At 67.9% G+C, this 15,308-nt stretch carries 15 protein-coding genes; 3 read left to right on the top strand and 12 right to left on the bottom strand.

Annotation, left to right across the window (positions count from 1 at the left end; all coding sequences use genetic code 11):
* Nucleotides 1–29: 29 nt before the first annotated feature.
* Nucleotides 30–2,504, top strand: a complete 2,475-nt coding sequence (locus ACSFBC_RS11905; RefSeq protein ID WP_435510526.1) for a sodium-translocating pyrophosphatase — start codon at nt 30–32, stop codon at nt 2,502–2,504.
* A 1-nt stretch (nt 2,505) separates the two neighbouring features.
* Here ACSFBC_RS11905 and ACSFBC_RS11900 read toward each other — a convergent pair whose 3' ends face one another.
* Nucleotides 2,506–4,095, bottom strand: a complete 1,590-nt coding sequence (locus ACSFBC_RS11900; protein WP_435510525.1) for a phospholipase D family protein — start codon at nt 4,093–4,095, stop codon at nt 2,506–2,508.
* A gap of 63 nt (nt 4,096–4,158) precedes the next feature.
* Here ACSFBC_RS11900 and ACSFBC_RS11895 point away from each other — a divergent pair, with 63 nt between their 5' ends.
* The gene (locus ACSFBC_RS11895; protein WP_435510524.1) at nt 4,159–4,677 is read left to right on the top strand and encodes a peroxiredoxin; all 519 of its coding nucleotides are present in this window, start codon (nt 4,159–4,161) and stop codon (nt 4,675–4,677) included.
* A gap of 6 nt (nt 4,678–4,683) precedes the next feature.
* Here ACSFBC_RS11895 and ACSFBC_RS11890 read toward each other — a convergent pair whose 3' ends face one another.
* From ACSFBC_RS11890 to ACSFBC_RS11855, 8 genes are all read right to left on the bottom strand, one after another.
* Nucleotides 4,684–5,604, bottom strand: coding sequence for a DUF6999 family protein (locus ACSFBC_RS11890; protein ID WP_435510523.1), 921 nt, complete (start codon nt 5,602–5,604; stop codon nt 4,684–4,686).
* A gap of 1 nt (nt 5,605) precedes the next feature.
* Complete coding sequence (locus ACSFBC_RS11885) at nt 5,606–7,501, bottom strand: iron-containing redox enzyme family protein (protein ID WP_435510522.1); 1,896 nt, start codon at nt 7,499–7,501, stop codon at nt 5,606–5,608.
* A gap of 5 nt (nt 7,502–7,506) precedes the next feature.
* Nucleotides 7,507–8,427 carry a fatty acid desaturase gene (locus tag ACSFBC_RS11880; protein ID WP_435510521.1) on the bottom strand — a complete coding sequence of 307 codons (921 nt, stop codon included), beginning with the start codon at nt 8,425–8,427 and terminating at the stop codon, nt 7,507–7,509.
* Nucleotides 8,428–8,438: 11 nt separating this feature from the next.
* Nucleotides 8,439–9,218, bottom strand: coding sequence for a sterol desaturase family protein (locus ACSFBC_RS11875; protein WP_435510520.1), 780 nt, complete (start codon nt 9,216–9,218; stop codon nt 8,439–8,441).
* A gap of 37 nt (nt 9,219–9,255) precedes the next feature.
* Nucleotides 9,256–10,251 (bottom strand): Bug family tripartite tricarboxylate transporter substrate binding protein, encoded by a 996-nt coding sequence (locus tag ACSFBC_RS11870; protein ID WP_435510519.1) that lies wholly within the window; start codon nt 10,249–10,251, stop codon nt 9,256–9,258.
* Nucleotides 10,252–10,331: 80 nt separating this feature from the next.
* Nucleotides 10,332–10,898 (bottom strand): hypothetical protein, encoded by a 567-nt coding sequence (locus ACSFBC_RS11865; protein WP_435510518.1) that lies wholly within the window; start codon nt 10,896–10,898, stop codon nt 10,332–10,334.
* Between the two features lie 217 nt (nt 10,899–11,115).
* Nucleotides 11,116–11,373, bottom strand: coding sequence for a hypothetical protein (locus ACSFBC_RS11860; protein ID WP_435510517.1), 258 nt, complete (start codon nt 11,371–11,373; stop codon nt 11,116–11,118).
* Nucleotides 11,360–11,704, bottom strand: coding sequence for a hypothetical protein (locus ACSFBC_RS11855; RefSeq protein WP_435510516.1), 345 nt, complete (start codon nt 11,702–11,704; stop codon nt 11,360–11,362). The genes ACSFBC_RS11860 and ACSFBC_RS11855 overlap by 14 nt, the downstream gene beginning before the upstream one ends.
* Nucleotides 11,705–11,883: 179 nt before the next feature.
* Between ACSFBC_RS11855 and ACSFBC_RS11850 the strand changes: the two genes are divergently transcribed.
* Nucleotides 11,884–13,317: an aldehyde dehydrogenase family protein gene (locus ACSFBC_RS11850; protein ID WP_435510515.1), complete on the top strand. Its 1,434-nt coding sequence runs from the start codon at nt 11,884–11,886 to the stop codon at nt 13,315–13,317.
* Nucleotides 13,318–13,420: 103 nt separating this feature from the next.
* Here the strand turns inward: ACSFBC_RS11850 and ACSFBC_RS11845 are convergent, their stop codons facing one another.
* From ACSFBC_RS11845 to ACSFBC_RS11835, 3 genes are read right to left on the bottom strand one after another with little or no spacing between them, the layout of a single operon-like run.
* Nucleotides 13,421–14,326: a ZIP family metal transporter gene (locus tag ACSFBC_RS11845; RefSeq protein ID WP_435510514.1), complete on the bottom strand. Its 906-nt coding sequence runs from the start codon at nt 14,324–14,326 to the stop codon at nt 13,421–13,423.
* Between the two features lie 10 nt (nt 14,327–14,336).
* Complete coding sequence (locus ACSFBC_RS11840) at nt 14,337–14,960, bottom strand: superoxide dismutase (protein ID WP_435510513.1); 624 nt, start codon at nt 14,958–14,960, stop codon at nt 14,337–14,339.
* 29 nt (nt 14,961–14,989) lie between these two features.
* Nucleotides 14,990–15,139 (bottom strand): hypothetical protein, encoded by a 150-nt coding sequence (locus tag ACSFBC_RS11835; protein ID WP_435510512.1) that lies wholly within the window; start codon nt 15,137–15,139, stop codon nt 14,990–14,992.
* Nucleotides 15,140–15,308 lie beyond the last annotated feature (169 nt).

Raw genomic sequence — 15,308 nt, 5'->3', positions numbered from 1 at the left:
GTCACAACGAACGAATGGAGATGCAAGGCATGATTGGCAACACCCCTCTCGTCCTCGCCATTGTCTGCGGCCTCGTCGCCGTCGGCTATGGTTTCTGGGCCCGCAGCTGGATCCTCGCGAAAGACCCCGGCAACGCCCGCATGCAGGAGATCGCGGCGGCGATCCAGCAAGGCGCCGCCGCCTACCTCGCCAAGCAGTACCGCACGATCGGCATCGTGGGCCTGGTGCTCGCGATCCTGATCGGCCTGTTCCTCGACGCCACCACCGCCGTCGGCTTCGTGATCGGCGCGGTGCTCTCGGGCGCCTGCGGCTTCATCGGCATGAACGTCTCGGTGCGCGCCAACGTGCGCACCGCCCAGGCCGCGACACAAGGCATCGGCCCGGCGCTCGACGTGGCCTTTCGCGGCGGCGCCATCACCGGCATGCTGGTGGTGGGGCTCGGGCTGCTGGGCGTGGCGGGCTTCTACTGGTTCCTCGTGGGCCACAGCCCGGCACAGGGCCCGGGCCTGGCAGCGCTGCTCAACCCGCTGATCGGCTTCGCCTTCGGCTCCTCGCTGATCTCGATCTTCGCCCGGCTGGGCGGCGGCATCTTCACCAAGGGCGCCGATGTGGGCGCCGACCTGGTGGGCAAGGTCGAGGCCGGCATCCCGGAAGACGACCCGCGCAACCCGGCGGTGATCGCCGACAACGTGGGCGACAACGTCGGCGACTGCGCCGGCATGGCGGCCGACCTGTTCGAGACCTATGCGGTGACGCTGATCGCCACCATGGTGCTGGGCGCGCTGATGGTCACGGCCGCGCCGGTCAACGCCGTGCTCTACCCGCTGGCGCTGGGCGGCGTGTCGATCATCGCGTCGATCGTCGGCTGCTTCTTCGTCAAGGCCTCGCCGGGCATGACCAACGTGATGCCCGCGCTCTACAAGGGGCTCGCGGTGGCCGGCGTGCTGTCGCTGATCGCCTTCTGGTTCGTCACCCGCTGGATCATGCCGGACAACGCCATCGCCGCCAGCGGCAGCCAGCTCAAGCTCTTCGGTGCCTGCTTCGTCGGCCTGGCGCTGACCGCGGCGCTGGTCTGGATCACCGAGTACTACACCGGCACCCAGTACAAGCCGGTGCAGCACATCGCACAGGCCTCGACCACGGGCCACGGCACCAACATCATCGCGGGCCTGGGTGTGTCGATGCGCTCGACGGCCTGGCCGGTGATCTTCGTCTGCATCGCGATCCTGGCCTCGTATTCGCTCGCCGGCCTGTTCGGCATCGCGGTCGCGGCCACGGCCATGCTCAGCATGGCCGGCATCGTGGTCGCGCTCGACGCCTACGGCCCGATCACCGACAACGCCGGCGGCATCGCCGAGATGGCCGAACTGCCCGCCAGCGTGCGCGCCGTGACCGACCCGCTCGATGCGGTGGGCAACACCACCAAGGCCGTGACCAAGGGCTATGCGATCGGCTCGGCCGGCCTGGCCTCGCTGGTGCTGTTCGCCGACTACACCCACAAGCTCGAGAGCTACGGCCAGGCCATCAGCTTCAACCTGAGCGACCCGATGGTGATCGTCGGCCTGTTCATCGGCGGGCTGATCCCCTACCTGTTCGGTGCGATGGCGATGGAGGCCGTGGGCCGCGCGGCGGGTGCCGTGGTGGAGGAAGTGCGGCGCCAGTTCCGCGAGATCCCCGGCATCATGGAAGGCACGGCCAAGCCCGAGTACGGCAAGGCCGTGAGCATGCTGACCGGCGCAGCCATCAAGGAAATGATGATCCCCTCGCTGCTGCCGGTGGTGGTGCCGATCGTGGTCGGGCTGCTGCTGGGCCCCAAGGCACTCGGCGGCCTGCTCATGGGCACCATCGTCACCGGCCTGTTCGTCGCGATCTCGATGTGCACCGGCGGCGGCGCCTGGGACAACGCCAAGAAGTACATCGAGGACGGCCACCACGGCGGCAAGGGCTCCGAGGCGCACAAGGCCGCGGTCACCGGCGACACCGTGGGCGACCCCTACAAGGACACGGCCGGCCCGGCCGTGAACCCGCTGATCAAGATCATCAACATCGTGGCGCTGCTGATCGTGCCGCTGGTGGTCAAGTTCCATGGCGGCGAAGTGGCTGCCGCCCCGGTGACGCCCCCCGCGGCCATGGCCCCTGCCGCGGCGCCGGCTTCACCGGCTGCCGCGGCCGAGAGCGCGCTGGTGAAGGTGGAGAACGGCATCGTGAAGTTCTACTTCGCGACCGGCAAGGCCGAGGTCGCACCGGGCGGCCGCGAAGCCCTGGCCGATGTGGTCAAGGCCGTGCAGAGCGGCAGCACCGCGCTGGTCAGCGGCTACCACGACGCCAGCGGCGATCCGGCCAAGAACGCGGACCTCGCCAGGCAGCGCGCCGAGGCCGTGGGCGAGGCGCTCAAGGCCGCGGGTGCGCCGGCCGACAAGGTCGAGCTGGCCAAGCCCGCGCAGGCCCAGGCCGACGGACCGCCCGCCGAGGCGCGGCGGGTCGAGGTGACGTTGAAGAAGTAGCCTAGAGCAACTCTTCGGGCACCAGCGGCCCGAAGAGGTTGATGAGGAAGCGCTGGCGCCAGGTCGACTCCGGCTCGTCGTAGAGGATCAGTTCCTTCTCGTCGTCCATCGACAGCCACTCCAGCCGCCCGCCCGATCCGTCGAGCCGCACGCGGTAGGCGCTCTCCAGCTTGCTGATGTTGATGATGCGCAGCATCTCGCGTGCCAGCTGGGGGCTGTCGACCGAGATGCCCAGCTCGGTGTTCTGCGTGGCCGAACGCGGGTCGAGGTTGACCGAACCGATGAACACCCGCCGCTTGTCGACCACCGCGGTCTTGGCATGCAGCCGTCCCAAGGAACTGCCGAAGACGCCCAGGCGCTTGTTGCGCGTGGTGCGTTCCGGGCTCAGTTCGTAGAGGTCGATGCCCAGCTCCAGCAGCCGCTTGCGGTAGCGCGCATAGCCGCTGTGCACCAGCGGCTCGTCGTTGGCCGCCAGCGAATTGGTCAGCAGCGTGACGTTCACGCCCCACTCGCGCAGTTGCTTGAAGCCTTCCATGCCGCGCTCGCCCGGCACCATGTAGGGCGAGGTCAGCACGACCTCGTTCTCGGCGCGCAGCAACTGCTCCCAGAAGTGCGCCGTGACGCTGGTGGAGAAGGCCTCGTCGGCCGTCATGTAGCGCAGCTTGGCCGGCGGATCGGCCACCGCGCCGGCCTGCCCCCAGAGGAAGCCGACCTGGCCGGCATCGAACTCCTCGCCGATCGGGCCGTAGCCCAGCACGTCGGCCGGCGGCAGCACCACCTTGGGGGGCGGCGCGCCCATGCCGACGCGAGCATCGAAATCGCTGGCCATGGCCATCGTCCCCGCATACGGCTGGACGATGGCGGCGATCGGGTAGACCTCGTCGCTGTTCCAGTAGAGATCGAAGATCACCTCCAGCTCCCGGACCACCTTGCCCACCACCAGCGCGTCCATGTCGATGAAGTTCTGCGCGCTGTTCAGGGTGAAGTACTCGTCGGCGATGTTGCGCCCGCCGGCCACCGCCATCACGCCGTCTGCGATGAACAGCTTGTTGTGCATGCGGTGGTTGAGCCGCAGGACGTCGAAGGCCGAGGCGGCGAAGCGGCCGGCCAGGCTGCCGCGCGCGCAGCAGAAGGGATTGAACAGCCGCACCTCGACGTTGGGCGTGGCGGTGAGGGCCAGCAGCATCTGGTCGGTGTCGACGGTGTAGAGATCGTCGACCAGCAACCGCACCCGCACGCCGCGCAGCGCCGCTTCCTTGAGGGTGCGCAGCAGCAGTCCGCCCGCGCCGTCGTTGGCGAGCACGTAGTACTGCACGTCGATGGTGCGCTGGGCGCGCCGAGCCAGTTCGATGCGTGCGTCGAGCGAATAGACGCCCAGCGGCATCAGCCGGAAGCCCGAATGTTCGCCCGGCGGCGTCGATGCCTGGACGATCTTCGCCAAGGGGGTGGTCGGGTCGACCGGCCGCGACAACGTGGGCTGCATTTGCTTGGCGATCGGCAAGCCGCCGCAGGCCGCCAGCAGGACCACGGCACCCATCAGGGCCAGCCAGGCGGCGCAGCGCGCCGCGATCTGTCGGACTAAGATGCGCATCATCGTTTTTCCGGGGATGAAAACATGCTGCCGATGGCTCCCAAATTTCTTGTCATACCGCTGATGATGCTCGCTTTCGGTGTCTCGCAGCCGGCATCTGCCGCGCTCGACATCGGTGAGGCGGCCCCCCGGTTCAGCGCCCCGGCGGCCCTCGATGGAAAGCCCTTCACCTACTCGCTGGGCGAAGCGCTGCAGAAGGGCCCCGTGGTGCTCTACTTCTTCCCGGCCGCATTCTCCACCGGCTGTTCGATGGAGGCCCATGCCTTCGCCGAAGCCATCGACGAGTTCAAGAACGCCGGCGCGACCGTGATCGGCGTCTCGACCGACGACCCGGAAACGTTGGCGAAATTCTCCAGCCAGGCCTGCCAGGGCAAATTCCCCGTGGCCTCGGACCAGACGCGCGCCATCAGCAAGTCCTTCGATGCGCTGATGCAGACGCGGCCCGAGTATGCCAACCGGATCTCCTACGTGATCGCACCCAACGGCGCGGTCGCCTTCTACTACCAGAGCCTGAACCCGGCCAAGCACGTCGAGAAGATGCTGGCCGCGGTGAAAGACCTGCCGCCGGCCGCCAAGAAGTAAGACCGCTCAGCCGGCGTCGGCCGGCCCGCTGGTCGTGTTGACGGCCACGCCCTCCTCCTGCGCCGCACGAAAGCGGGCGAGCAGGCTGTGCAGCATCTCGGTCGACAGGCCGTGGATCACCAGCCGGTAACCGGCGCGCAGCGTCGACAGCGGCACCAGCGGGTGCTTGTTGTTGACCAGCACCAGATGCTCGGGCGCCGCCAGCAGCGTGGCCGCGTAGATGCCGATGGTCTCATCGAGCTGCAGCGAGTTGGCGGCGCGCCAGAAATCGTTGTCGGTGAGCATCAGCTGGTAGAGCGGTGTGAACAGCTCGATCGCGCTCTGCAGGTCGAGGAAGTTGAGCTTGCCGTGCGGCATGTCCTCCAGTTTCAGGCCCGGGTCGCGGATCATCGAGAAATCGACGTGCTCGGGCTTGCGCAGCTCCAGCCCCTTCTCGCGCAGCGCCGTGTTGAGCCGGATCACGAAGTTGAAGAGGTTGAGGTCGTGCTTGAGGAAGGTGTCGTCCTTGAGCGCGGCGATGTCCATCGGTGTCAGCGGCGTGGTGGCCACCGGCACCGGCGAGTTGGCGCCGATGAAGGCCAGCACCTGCGAGCCCAGGTGGAAGTGCCGCAGGATCAGCCAGTTGGCCTCGGGCGATACGAAGTGCTGGAGCCCCCAGGCCAAAAAGCGATGCAGCAGCCCCGAGTGCGACCAGTTGCGCGGCACGAACACCTTGACGATCTGGAACAGGATGATGAAGGCGCGCGCCAGCGGCCGCAGGAAGGGCAGCAGGAACTGTCGCGAGGCCGAGCTCGAATCGGCCAGCCAGGCCGACTTGACGTCGTCCGGCAGCGGCGTGCTCTGGTCCAGATAGAGCGCGCGCCAGGGGCTGGGGTCGCGTTCGTCGTGGGGCTTCGACAGGAATTCCGGAATCGGGTGACGGCTCATTTCATCCTTGCGTGATGTGCTGGAACTGCATCAGATACAGGGCCGCCGTGTGACGCGCGGTCTCGATGATCTTCCGCGGCGCATCGCCACCGGGGTCGATCGCCATCACCATCTCGACGGCCATCAGCCAGCGGCTCAGGTGGTGCTCGTCGTTGTGGCCGTGATACTCGAGAAAGCGGAACACCTCGGGCGGCAGCTTCAAGGACGCCTTCAACAACGGCAGCAACGCCGGCACGATGCGCTGGCCCGTGCCCTCGATGACGTAGATCGCGCCCAGCAGCCCGATCGGGTTGGGCGTCGCGGCCAGCCCGTGCAGGTAGGCGTTGAGCGCCTCGCCGCCCGGGTTGCGGCGCAGTTGCGCGATGTCGCTCACCGGGCCGCCCGCCTTGCGGTAGTCGTCGAACAGGATCTGGAAGTCGTTCTGCTCCTCGCCCGCGTGCACGTCGATCAGCGCGGCCAGCGTCTGGTAGTCGCCGGTCAGCGAGGCCGCACCTTCGCGCATCCAGAGGCTGCCCTCGCGCACCTGCGGCACCCACTGCGCCATCCAGTTCAGGTAGTCGGGCACGGCGAAGCGGCGCTCGCGGATCTTGCGCACCAGCGGCGTGCGCCAGACCTGCGAGCGGTAGTCGTGCCAGATCGAGGCCAGTTCGGTGAGCAGATCGCGCAGGCCGTCGGGCGCGGCGCCGGGATCGTGCGGCGGCGCGATGAATTCGTCTTCGGCCGGGGTCGCCTTGGCTTGAGGCGCGGCGAGCGCGGCCGGCGGCGCATCGGCCGCCTCGACCTCGAGCAGCATGTAGGCGGCCATGAAGCGGCCCGATTCCGGCACGTAGCAGAAGATCTGCTCGCCGGCCTTGAGCGTGCGCGTCTGCAGGAATTCCGACAGCATCACCAGGATCGAGGCCGCGCCGGTGTTGCCGCGCCAGGCGAGGTTGCTGTACCAGCGCTCGCGCGGGATCGCGAGGCCGGCCTTGGCCATCAGGTCCTCGACCACCGGGATGAATTTCTCCGACGAGTAGTGGCACAGGAAATGGTCGACCCGCGCCGGATCGACCCAGCCGTCCTTCACCAGTTGCGCGTATTCGTGGATGCCGATGTCGAACAGGTGCGGCAGCAGCCGGATGTCCTGGCGCAGCGACAGCGCACCGGCGGCCTCGGCCTCGGCCCAGGAGCCGAAGTCGAGGTGGCCGCGTTCGCGGTCCTCGGTCAGGCCCAGCTGCATGCAGACCGGGTAGTCGCCCGAGAAGGCGCGCTGGTGCACCCACTTGAGCCGGAGCTTCAGGCCCTTGGCGCCGGCCAGCGCCGCGCCGTCGGACAGCAGCAGCGCACCCGCACCGTCGGACAGCATCCAGCGCAGGAAGTGCGAGTCGAAGTCGGTCTCGTAGCCGCGGGCGGCGAAGCGCGAGCGCTTGAACAGGCGCGAGGGCATCTCGGCGGCCACCGCGAGCGCGCTGCGGTGCGCGCCGAGCTCGATGCCCTGCGCGGCGGCCTGGATCGCGCCCACGCCGGCCGCGCAGATGCCGTGCACCGACAGCGTCTCCATCGGCGGTGCGGCGAGTTCGCCCTGGATCATGTTGGCGAAGCCGGGCATCAGCGCGTCGCCGCCCGAAGAGCCGCTGGCCAGCATCGACACCTGCGTCAGGTCGGCCCCGCCGCGCGTGAGGCAGTCGCGGATCGCGCCCGCGGCGAGCTGCGCGTTGCTGAACACGGTGCGGCCTTCGGCATCGATCGCGTAGTAGCGCGCGCGGATGCCGTTCTCGGCCAGGATGCGGCGCTTGATGCGCTGCGACATGCGGTTGAGCGGTGCGATGTAGTCGTCCATCCGCTCGTTGTCGACGGGCTCGCCGGGCAGGAAGCTGCCGGCGCTTTGAAGGTAGACGCGTTGAAAGGGAACGGGCATGGGATTCAGTGCAAGGAAGGGTCGACGACGGGGCGTGCGGGCATCAGCGAGCGGCTGCGAAAGTGCGGCACGACGGCGCCGAGCACGAACACGCGGAACATGTACGGCAAGAGGCCGCCTTCGTTGAGCGCGGGGTCGACGCGGGCGCGGTAGGTGTCGCGGTGCAGTCGGGTGAGTTCGGACCAATGGGCATGCGGGTTCTCGTGGTGAGCGGTGTGAAGCCCGATGTTGAACAACAGCGGGTTCACCAGCCCCTCGAAGTTGCGCGCGTAGTTCAGCGCGCCCCGATGCGTATCGCCTGGTGCGACTTTTTCGCGCCGCGCGCGCCCGTCGGCGTGCGCATGCTGCAGGTAGTTGGTGGCCAGCAGCCAGTGCAGGCCGTGCAGTTGCGGCACGATCACGAACAGCAGCGCCCGGCGCCAGTCGATCGCCAGCAGCAGCGCCCATGAGCCCAGCCACACGGCGTACTGCACGAGGCAGTAGCGGAAGGCACCGGGGCCGCGCCGGCGCAATGCCGCGAGCCAGCCCAGGATGTGCGGGTACAGCACCCAGCCCGCCTGCAGCGGATGCAGCAGGTAGCCCAGCAGGTGGTTGGTGTCACCGCCGAAGCGGTAGGTGCGCGCGATGTCGTGTTCGCCGTGCCGATGCCGGTGATGGTTGGCCACATGCGCCGGCCAGAACACGAAAGTCGGGTGGCCCTGCAGCAGCGTGATGAACAGATCCGTCACGCGGTTGGCCCGGCGCCCATGCCACATGCGCAGGTGCGTGTGGTTGTGGTGGATCACGCCGATGCCGAGCGTGAGAAACAGCATCAGCGCATAAAGCGGCCACCAGAAGCCGTGCAGCCATTGCCAGGCCGCGAGCGCGGGCAGCGCTGCCAGGTAGGCCAGGCTCTGCCAGTCTCGGAAATGGCGCAGGCGCGGCATGCGTGCGCGGTTCAGGCGCCGGGCCCTTGTGTCGCCTGCTTGCGGCGGAAGGCTTCGAGCTGCACGTCGGCCGCATCGGCCGGCAGGCGCGTGCCGAACAGCCGGTCCATGAAAGTGAACTGGAAGCCGTAGTTGCCCGCGTGCGCCGCATGGTGCAGATGGTGGCGCCGGCTCGCGGCGAACCAGTGACCGTAGGACACGCGGGTGAAGAAGTCGTAGTTGGCGTGGCCGATGCAGTTGAAGAACAGGCTGAATACCGGCACCGACGCCAGCGACCAGAAGCTGAAGTCGTGCACCAGCATCGGCCACAGGATCACGTTGCCGAGCATCAGCGCCTCGATCGGGTGGAAGCTGTAGGTGGAGAACGGCGTGGTGACCACCGAACGGTGGTGCGGCCCGTGAAAGCGCCGCAGCGGCCGGGTGTGCAGCAGCCGGTGGTTGATCCAGAAATGCACGTCGTTCCAGACCGCGAGCACCAGGATCTCGGCCGCGATCTGCCAGCCGCTTGCATCGACCGCGAGCCGGGCCCAGCCCAACTGCAGCAGCCCCCAGGGGAACACCATGCCGAGGCCGAAGATCAGCACCGACAGGCCTGACTGCGTGAACTCGCGGCGCCATTGCTCGGCGCGCACCGGCCGCGGATCGAGCACGCGGCCGATGCCCAGGGCGGGCAGCACGCGCTGCGTGAGCAGCCAGGTGAGCGTGCCGAAGCCGAGGTACAGGCCGCCGAAGAACACCAGCCCCCAGAGCATCACGCCCGGCAGCGACAGGGCTTGGAATGCGGTGCCCATCAGGCGGGGACCGGTGCCGACATCGACCCGCGGGCCCTCACTCGACCTTGACGCCGGAAGCCGCGACGATGCCCTTCCACTTGGCGTGGTCGGCCTTGACCAGCGCGCCGAAGGCCTCGGGCGTGAGCGGCCGCGGCTCGGCGCCCTGAGCGTGGATCGCCTCCCGGACCTCGGGCAGCGCCAACTGCTTGTTGATGGCCGCGTTCACGGTCGCGACCACGTCTTTCGGCGCGTTGGCCGGCATGAAAACGCCATACCAGGAGCTCACGTCGAAGTCCTTGAGCGGGGTCGATTCGGCAATCGTCGGCACGTCGGGCAGGCTGATGCTGCGCTTGGCCGAGGTCACGGCCAGCGCGCGCAGCTTGCCGGCCTTGATCTGCGAGATCGCCGAGGGGATGGACGACACCATCATCGAGACCGTGCCGCTCATTGTGTCGATCACGGCCGGGTTCGAGCCCTTGTAGGGCACGTGCGTGATCTTGATGCCCGCGTCCATCTTGAACATCTCGCCCGCCAGGTGAATGGTGGTGCCGTTGCCCGGGCTGCCGTAGGTGATGGTGTCGGGCGCGGCCTTGGCCGCGGCGATCACGTCCGCCATGTTCTTGAAGGGCGAGTTGGCCGCGGTGACGATCACCAGCGGCGACTCGGCCACCAGCGCCACCGCCGTCAGGTCCTTCGAGGGGTCGTAGCTCAGGCCCTTGTAGAGCCAGGGCGCCACGGCCAGGTTGTCCTTCTGGCCCATCACCATCTCGTAGCCGGTGGCGGGCATGCGCACCGCTTCGGTGATGCCGATGGTGCCGCCGGCGCCCGGCTTGTTGTCGACCACCACGGTCCACTTGTTGGCTTCGGTCAGGCGCTGGCCGACGATGCGCGACAGGATGTCGGTGCCACCGCCCGGGGGAAAGGGAACGATCAGGCGGATCGGCTTGTTGGGATAGGCGGCCGTGCCCTGTGCCAGCGCGGCGGTCGGCGCCAGCGTGAAGGTCGAAAGGGCCGAGAGGGCCAGCAGCGAAAGCAGTGTCTTGCGATTCATGTCGAATGTTGTCTCCGTCGCCGATGCGGAGATCGCAACGGCCTTCAGGCCGCGCAGTCTACTGGAGCACCGAAGGGCGCTCAGTTGAAGCGCACCCCGGGGCGCGTAAGGGCGCTCTGCTCGGTGCGCAGCGGGACGCCCTGCAGGGTATCGAAATCGGAGGGCGCATCGGGCACGCGCATCTCCTCGAACTCGAGCAGCGAGGCGACCCAGCGGCCAGCCGCCGAGTCGGCCGGCTCGTCGTTGGTGAACACGCCGTCGCGGATGTAGAAGGTCTCGCCCGCGCGACGCTCGGCGTGCAGTTCGCTCAGGCGAGCGATCGAGAAGGCATAGGTCACGAGCTTCTCCTTCGTGCGGCGGTCCTTGCCGCCGCAACTGAAAAGCCCTTCGTTCGCGATCACGATGCACGAACCTTCGATCTGGTCCTCGACCTGCGAGCCGGCACGCCAGACCGCGGTGGGCAGGCGCACGCGCACCTTGTCGATCACCAGGTCGCGCTGCTTGTGGAGAGACGTCAAGGGAGGAATCAGCGAGCGCAATTGCGCAAGCCGCTCGACGAAGTGATCGTCGATGGTGAAGCTCACGTGGTGCGTGGCGCCGCCGGAACGCTTGACGACCTGCATGATGACGTGACGCGGGTTGTTCAAAAGGATCCTCCTTGGAGCCCGGTCGGGAATCGCTCCGGGAGAACGCATCTCCCGCAGAACGGACGACCAGCCGCCCCAGAATCAGAACAATCGAAAACTCAAGAATCGTTTGTTTCTAATTCTTACACGTCATTTCACTGCAGTGCATCCCGAAATTCAAGTACCCGTTTGAACTACATCGTTCGAAAGTACAGGAAACCTGTGGGGCAGTACGCGCTTACCCGCCCTCTGCGACCGGTCCGGCGCCGTCGAGTTGTTCCGCCAGTACCTTGCACGAAGGGGCGCAGACGCTCTGGGATTTGCCCAGAACCTGACGCGTGCGCATCTGCGAGCGCAGGCGGTGCTTGCCGCACATGAAGCAGGACATGGTCGCGCCGCTGAAGGACGACGACGCCCGGAACGGCGAACCCGAAGGCTTGGACTTGTAACGCAGTCCGTCGGCCACCACGGCCGTCTTCACATCATCCTTGGACATGGTCGGCGTCCGGTGCGGTGGGGAGGGCCATGGCGCGGGCGATGGCTTCCTTGGCGCGCAGCTCGGCGGCCATGGCGGCGTCCAGGCCGGAGCGGCACAGGCCGGCGTGCGGGTACTGGAGGTTTTCGTAGACCTCGGCGGCGGCCGGATAGCTGTCGAGCAGCGGTCCCAGCGCGACGCTCGGGGCCAGGTCGGTGAATTCGTGCACGAGGTGCATCACGACCGAACGGTACTGGTCTGCGCCCACCGGCACGGCGCTGTGGTCGAGCCGCTCGAGGAGCTGGGCCAACCTTTCGGTGACGTCGAGACTGATGTTGGGAGTTGCGTTCATGGATCGAAGTTGGGGCATTCAGGGCCGTTTGCAAGGTCCGCGCCAGGCAGTGCCGGCGCGATGGGCGCAGGCCTCTTACCATTGGCGGCTGGGTACCGACCATACCGCGCTTGCGGACCGACCCTTCCAGACGCTTCCCAAGACCCCCTTCAGAGCGGCTCTCAGCCGCGTGATCCGACATGCAACTCAACTACATCGCCAATGCCGACGTGCCCTCCTCGTCGGGCCGCACCCTGCCCGTCATCGACCCGTCGGACGGCCAGGTTTTCGAAGAGATCCAGCGCAGCAACGCGGCCGACATCGACACCGCGGTGCGCGCTGCGCGCGACTGCTTCGAGAGCGTCTGGCACAAGGTGAGCGCGGCCGAACGTGGCCGCCTGCTCTACCGCCTGTCGCAGAAGGTCGCCGAGCACGTCGACGAGCTCGCGCTGCTCGAACAGCGCGATTGCGGCAAACCCGTGAAGCAGGCGCGCGCCGATGCGCTGGCGCTGGTGCGCTACTTCGAGTTCTATGCCGGCGCCTGCGACAAGCTGCACGGCGAGACGATTCCCTACCAGGACGGCTACAGCGTGTTCACCTGGCGCGAGCCGCACGGCGTGACCGGCCACGTGATCCCCTGGAACTACCCGATGCAGATCTTCGGGCGCAGCGTGGGCGGCGCCCTGGCCGCGGGCAACGTCTGCGTGGTCAAGCCCGCCGAGGACGCCTGCCTGTCGCTGATCCGCGTGGCCCAACTGGCGGCCGAAGCCGGCTTCCCGGCCGGCGCGCTCAACATCGTGACCGGCTACGGCCACGAGGTGGGCGACGCGCTGGCGCGCCATGAGGGCATCGACCACATCAGCTTCACCGGCAGCCCCAAGATCGGCACGCTGATCCAGCAGATCGCGGCCGAGCGCCACTGCCCGGTCACGCTGGAACTGGGCGGCAAGAGCCCGCAGATCCTGTTCGCCGACGCCGACATCAACGCCGCCATCCCGACGCTGATCAACGCCATCGTGCAGAACGCCGGCCAGACCTGCTCGGCCGGCTCGCGCGTGCTGATCGAACGCGACATCTACGAGCTGGTGCTCGAGCGCCTGGGCAAGGCCTTCGAGGCGTTGCGCGTCGGCCCGGCCGCGATGGACCTGGACGTCGGCCCGCTGATCCGCCAGACCCAGCAGCAGCGCGTCTGGGACTTCCTGTCCGACGCGCAGGTCGCCGGCATCCCGATGGTGGCGCAGGGCGTGGTGGTCGACGAAGCCCCCGAGACCGGCTTCTACCAGGCGCCCACGCTGCTGCGTGACGTGCCGGTGGACCACCGCCTGGCGCAGGAAGAAGTGTTCGGCCCGGTGCTGGCCGCCATGTCCTTCCGCGACGAGGACGAAGCCGTAGCGCTGGCCAACGCGACGCAGTTCGGCCTGGTGGCCGGCGTGTGGACCGAGAACGGCGCCCGCCAGTTCCGCATGGCCAAGCGCGTGCGCGCCGGCCAGGTCTTCATCAACAACTACGGCGCCGGTGGCGGCGTCGAACTGCCCTTCGGCGGCGTGAAGTCCTCGGGCTACGGCCGCGAGAAGGGTTTCGAGGCGCTGTACGGCTTCACCACGCTGAAGACCATCGCGGTCAAGCACGGCTGAAGACTGGCTCTCCCCACCAGGCTTGCCCCCTTCCGGGGCAACACCAGCGGCCCGGCGAAGCCGGTTCCGCGGTGTTCCACGAACAGACCGGAAGACGCGCTTGTCAGGCCAAGGCCGTATCGAGCATCATCATCAGCACGAAGCCGATCATCAGTCCGCCGGTGGCGAAAGCCTCGTGCCCCTTGCGGTGCGACTCCGGGATGATCTCGTGGCTGATCACGAACAGCATGGCGCCGGCCGCGAAGCCGAGCCCCCAGGGCAGCAGCGCGGCCGAGTAGCCCACGATGGCGGCGCCGATCACGGCGCCGATCGGCTCCACCAGGCCCGAAGCCATGCCCAACCCGACCGCGAACGCGCGGCTGTAGCCCGCGGCCAGCAACGCCACGGCCACCACCAGGCCTTCGGGCACGTCCTGGATCGCGATGCCCGTGGCCAGCGCATTGGCGCGCAGGCCCTCGTTGCCTGCATAGCCCACGCCGATGGCCAGGCCCTCGGGGAGGTTGTGCAATGCGATCGCGATCACGAACAGCCAGGTGCGCCGCAGTTTTTGCGCCGACTGGCCCTCGCGCCCCTTGATGAAATGCTCGTGCGGCAGCACGCGGTCGAGCATCAGCAAGGCCAGCGCACCGAGCAGGATCGCGCTGCCCACCACGCCGCCGGCCGCCCACGGGCCGCCGCCGAAGACTTCGCTGAAACGCGCAGCCGCGAGACCGGGGATCACGAGCGAAAACGCGCAGGCGGCCAGCATCACGCCGGCGCCGAAGCCGAACAGCGTGTCCTGCACGCGGTCCGACAGCTTCTGCGCGAACAGCACCGGCAGCGTTCCCAGCGCCGTGGCCAGCGCCGCCACCGAACCACCGACGAAGGCATTGAAGACGACCGGGTTGCCGGCCACGAACTGCCAGGCCTGCGCGAGCAGCACCAGCACCCCGGCCGCCACGATCAGCCAGCCGATGCCATGCCGCAGCGACCATCCCTGGCGCACCGCCACCGACCGTGTCTCGTTCATCCTGTGCTCCTCAGGCACGCGCTGCGGCGTAGCGCCGCGCCACTTCGGCCCAATCCACCACGTTGTAGAACGCCGCGATGTATTCGGGGCGACGGTTCTGGTACTTCAGGTAGTAGGCGTGCTCCCACACGTCGAGTCCGAGAATGGGCGTGTTGCCGGATCCGATGCCGCGCATCAGCGGGCTGTCCTGGTTGCCGCTGCTCTCGACGGCCAGCTGGCCCTCCTTCGAAACGCCGAGCCAGGCCCAGCCACTGCCGAAGCGCGTCAACGCGGCCTGGGTGAACGCCGCCTTCAAGGCATCGAAACCACCCAGGTCGGCCTCGATCGCGCGGGCCAGCTCGCCGGTGGGCGCGCCGCCGCCGGTGGGCGACATCACGGTCCAGAACAGGCTGTGGTTGGCGTGGCCGCCGCCGTTGTTGCGCACCGGTGCGCGCAGGGCCTCGGGCAGCTTGTCGATGTTCACGATCAACTGCTCCACGGTCTGCTCGGCGAATTCGGTGTCGGCGAGCGCGGCGTTGAGGTTGTTCACGTAGGTCTGGTGATGCTTCGTGAAATGGATTTCCATCGTCTGCGCGTCGATGTGCGGCTCCAGCGCGTCATAGGCATAAGGCAGGCGGGGAAGGACGTGAGGCATGGCAAGGTTCCTTGAAAAACAGAAATCGGTCAGTGCAGCGTGGCGCCGTGCGAGAACGGCATGCAGCCGGCGCGCAGCGCGGCATGGGCGCAGACGCTGCGCATCAGGCCTTCCCATTCGGGCAGCCCGGGGGGCGGAGGCTCGACCGGCGTGAGCGGAAGACCCAGGGATCGGTTCATGCAAAGCGCCTCTCGGTTCACCCTTTGCGTCGAATGGAGTTTTGCGTGTTCGGGTGTTTAAATGATAGTCATTCTCATCAACGAAGTCCATCCAGGGGTTTTACCGACGAGGGCGAACCCGCCCTGCCCGCATCGGCTTGTCCCGGCTGCCCGAACGGCCGGAGCGATC

This window comes from Variovorax frigidus (genome assembly GCF_051216515.1).
In the GTDB taxonomy this organism is placed as follows: Bacteria; Pseudomonadota; Gammaproteobacteria; order Burkholderiales; family Burkholderiaceae_C; genus Variovorax.
The sequence above is the reverse complement of the archived record's forward strand: the minus strand, read 5'-3'. Positions and strand labels throughout refer to the sequence as shown.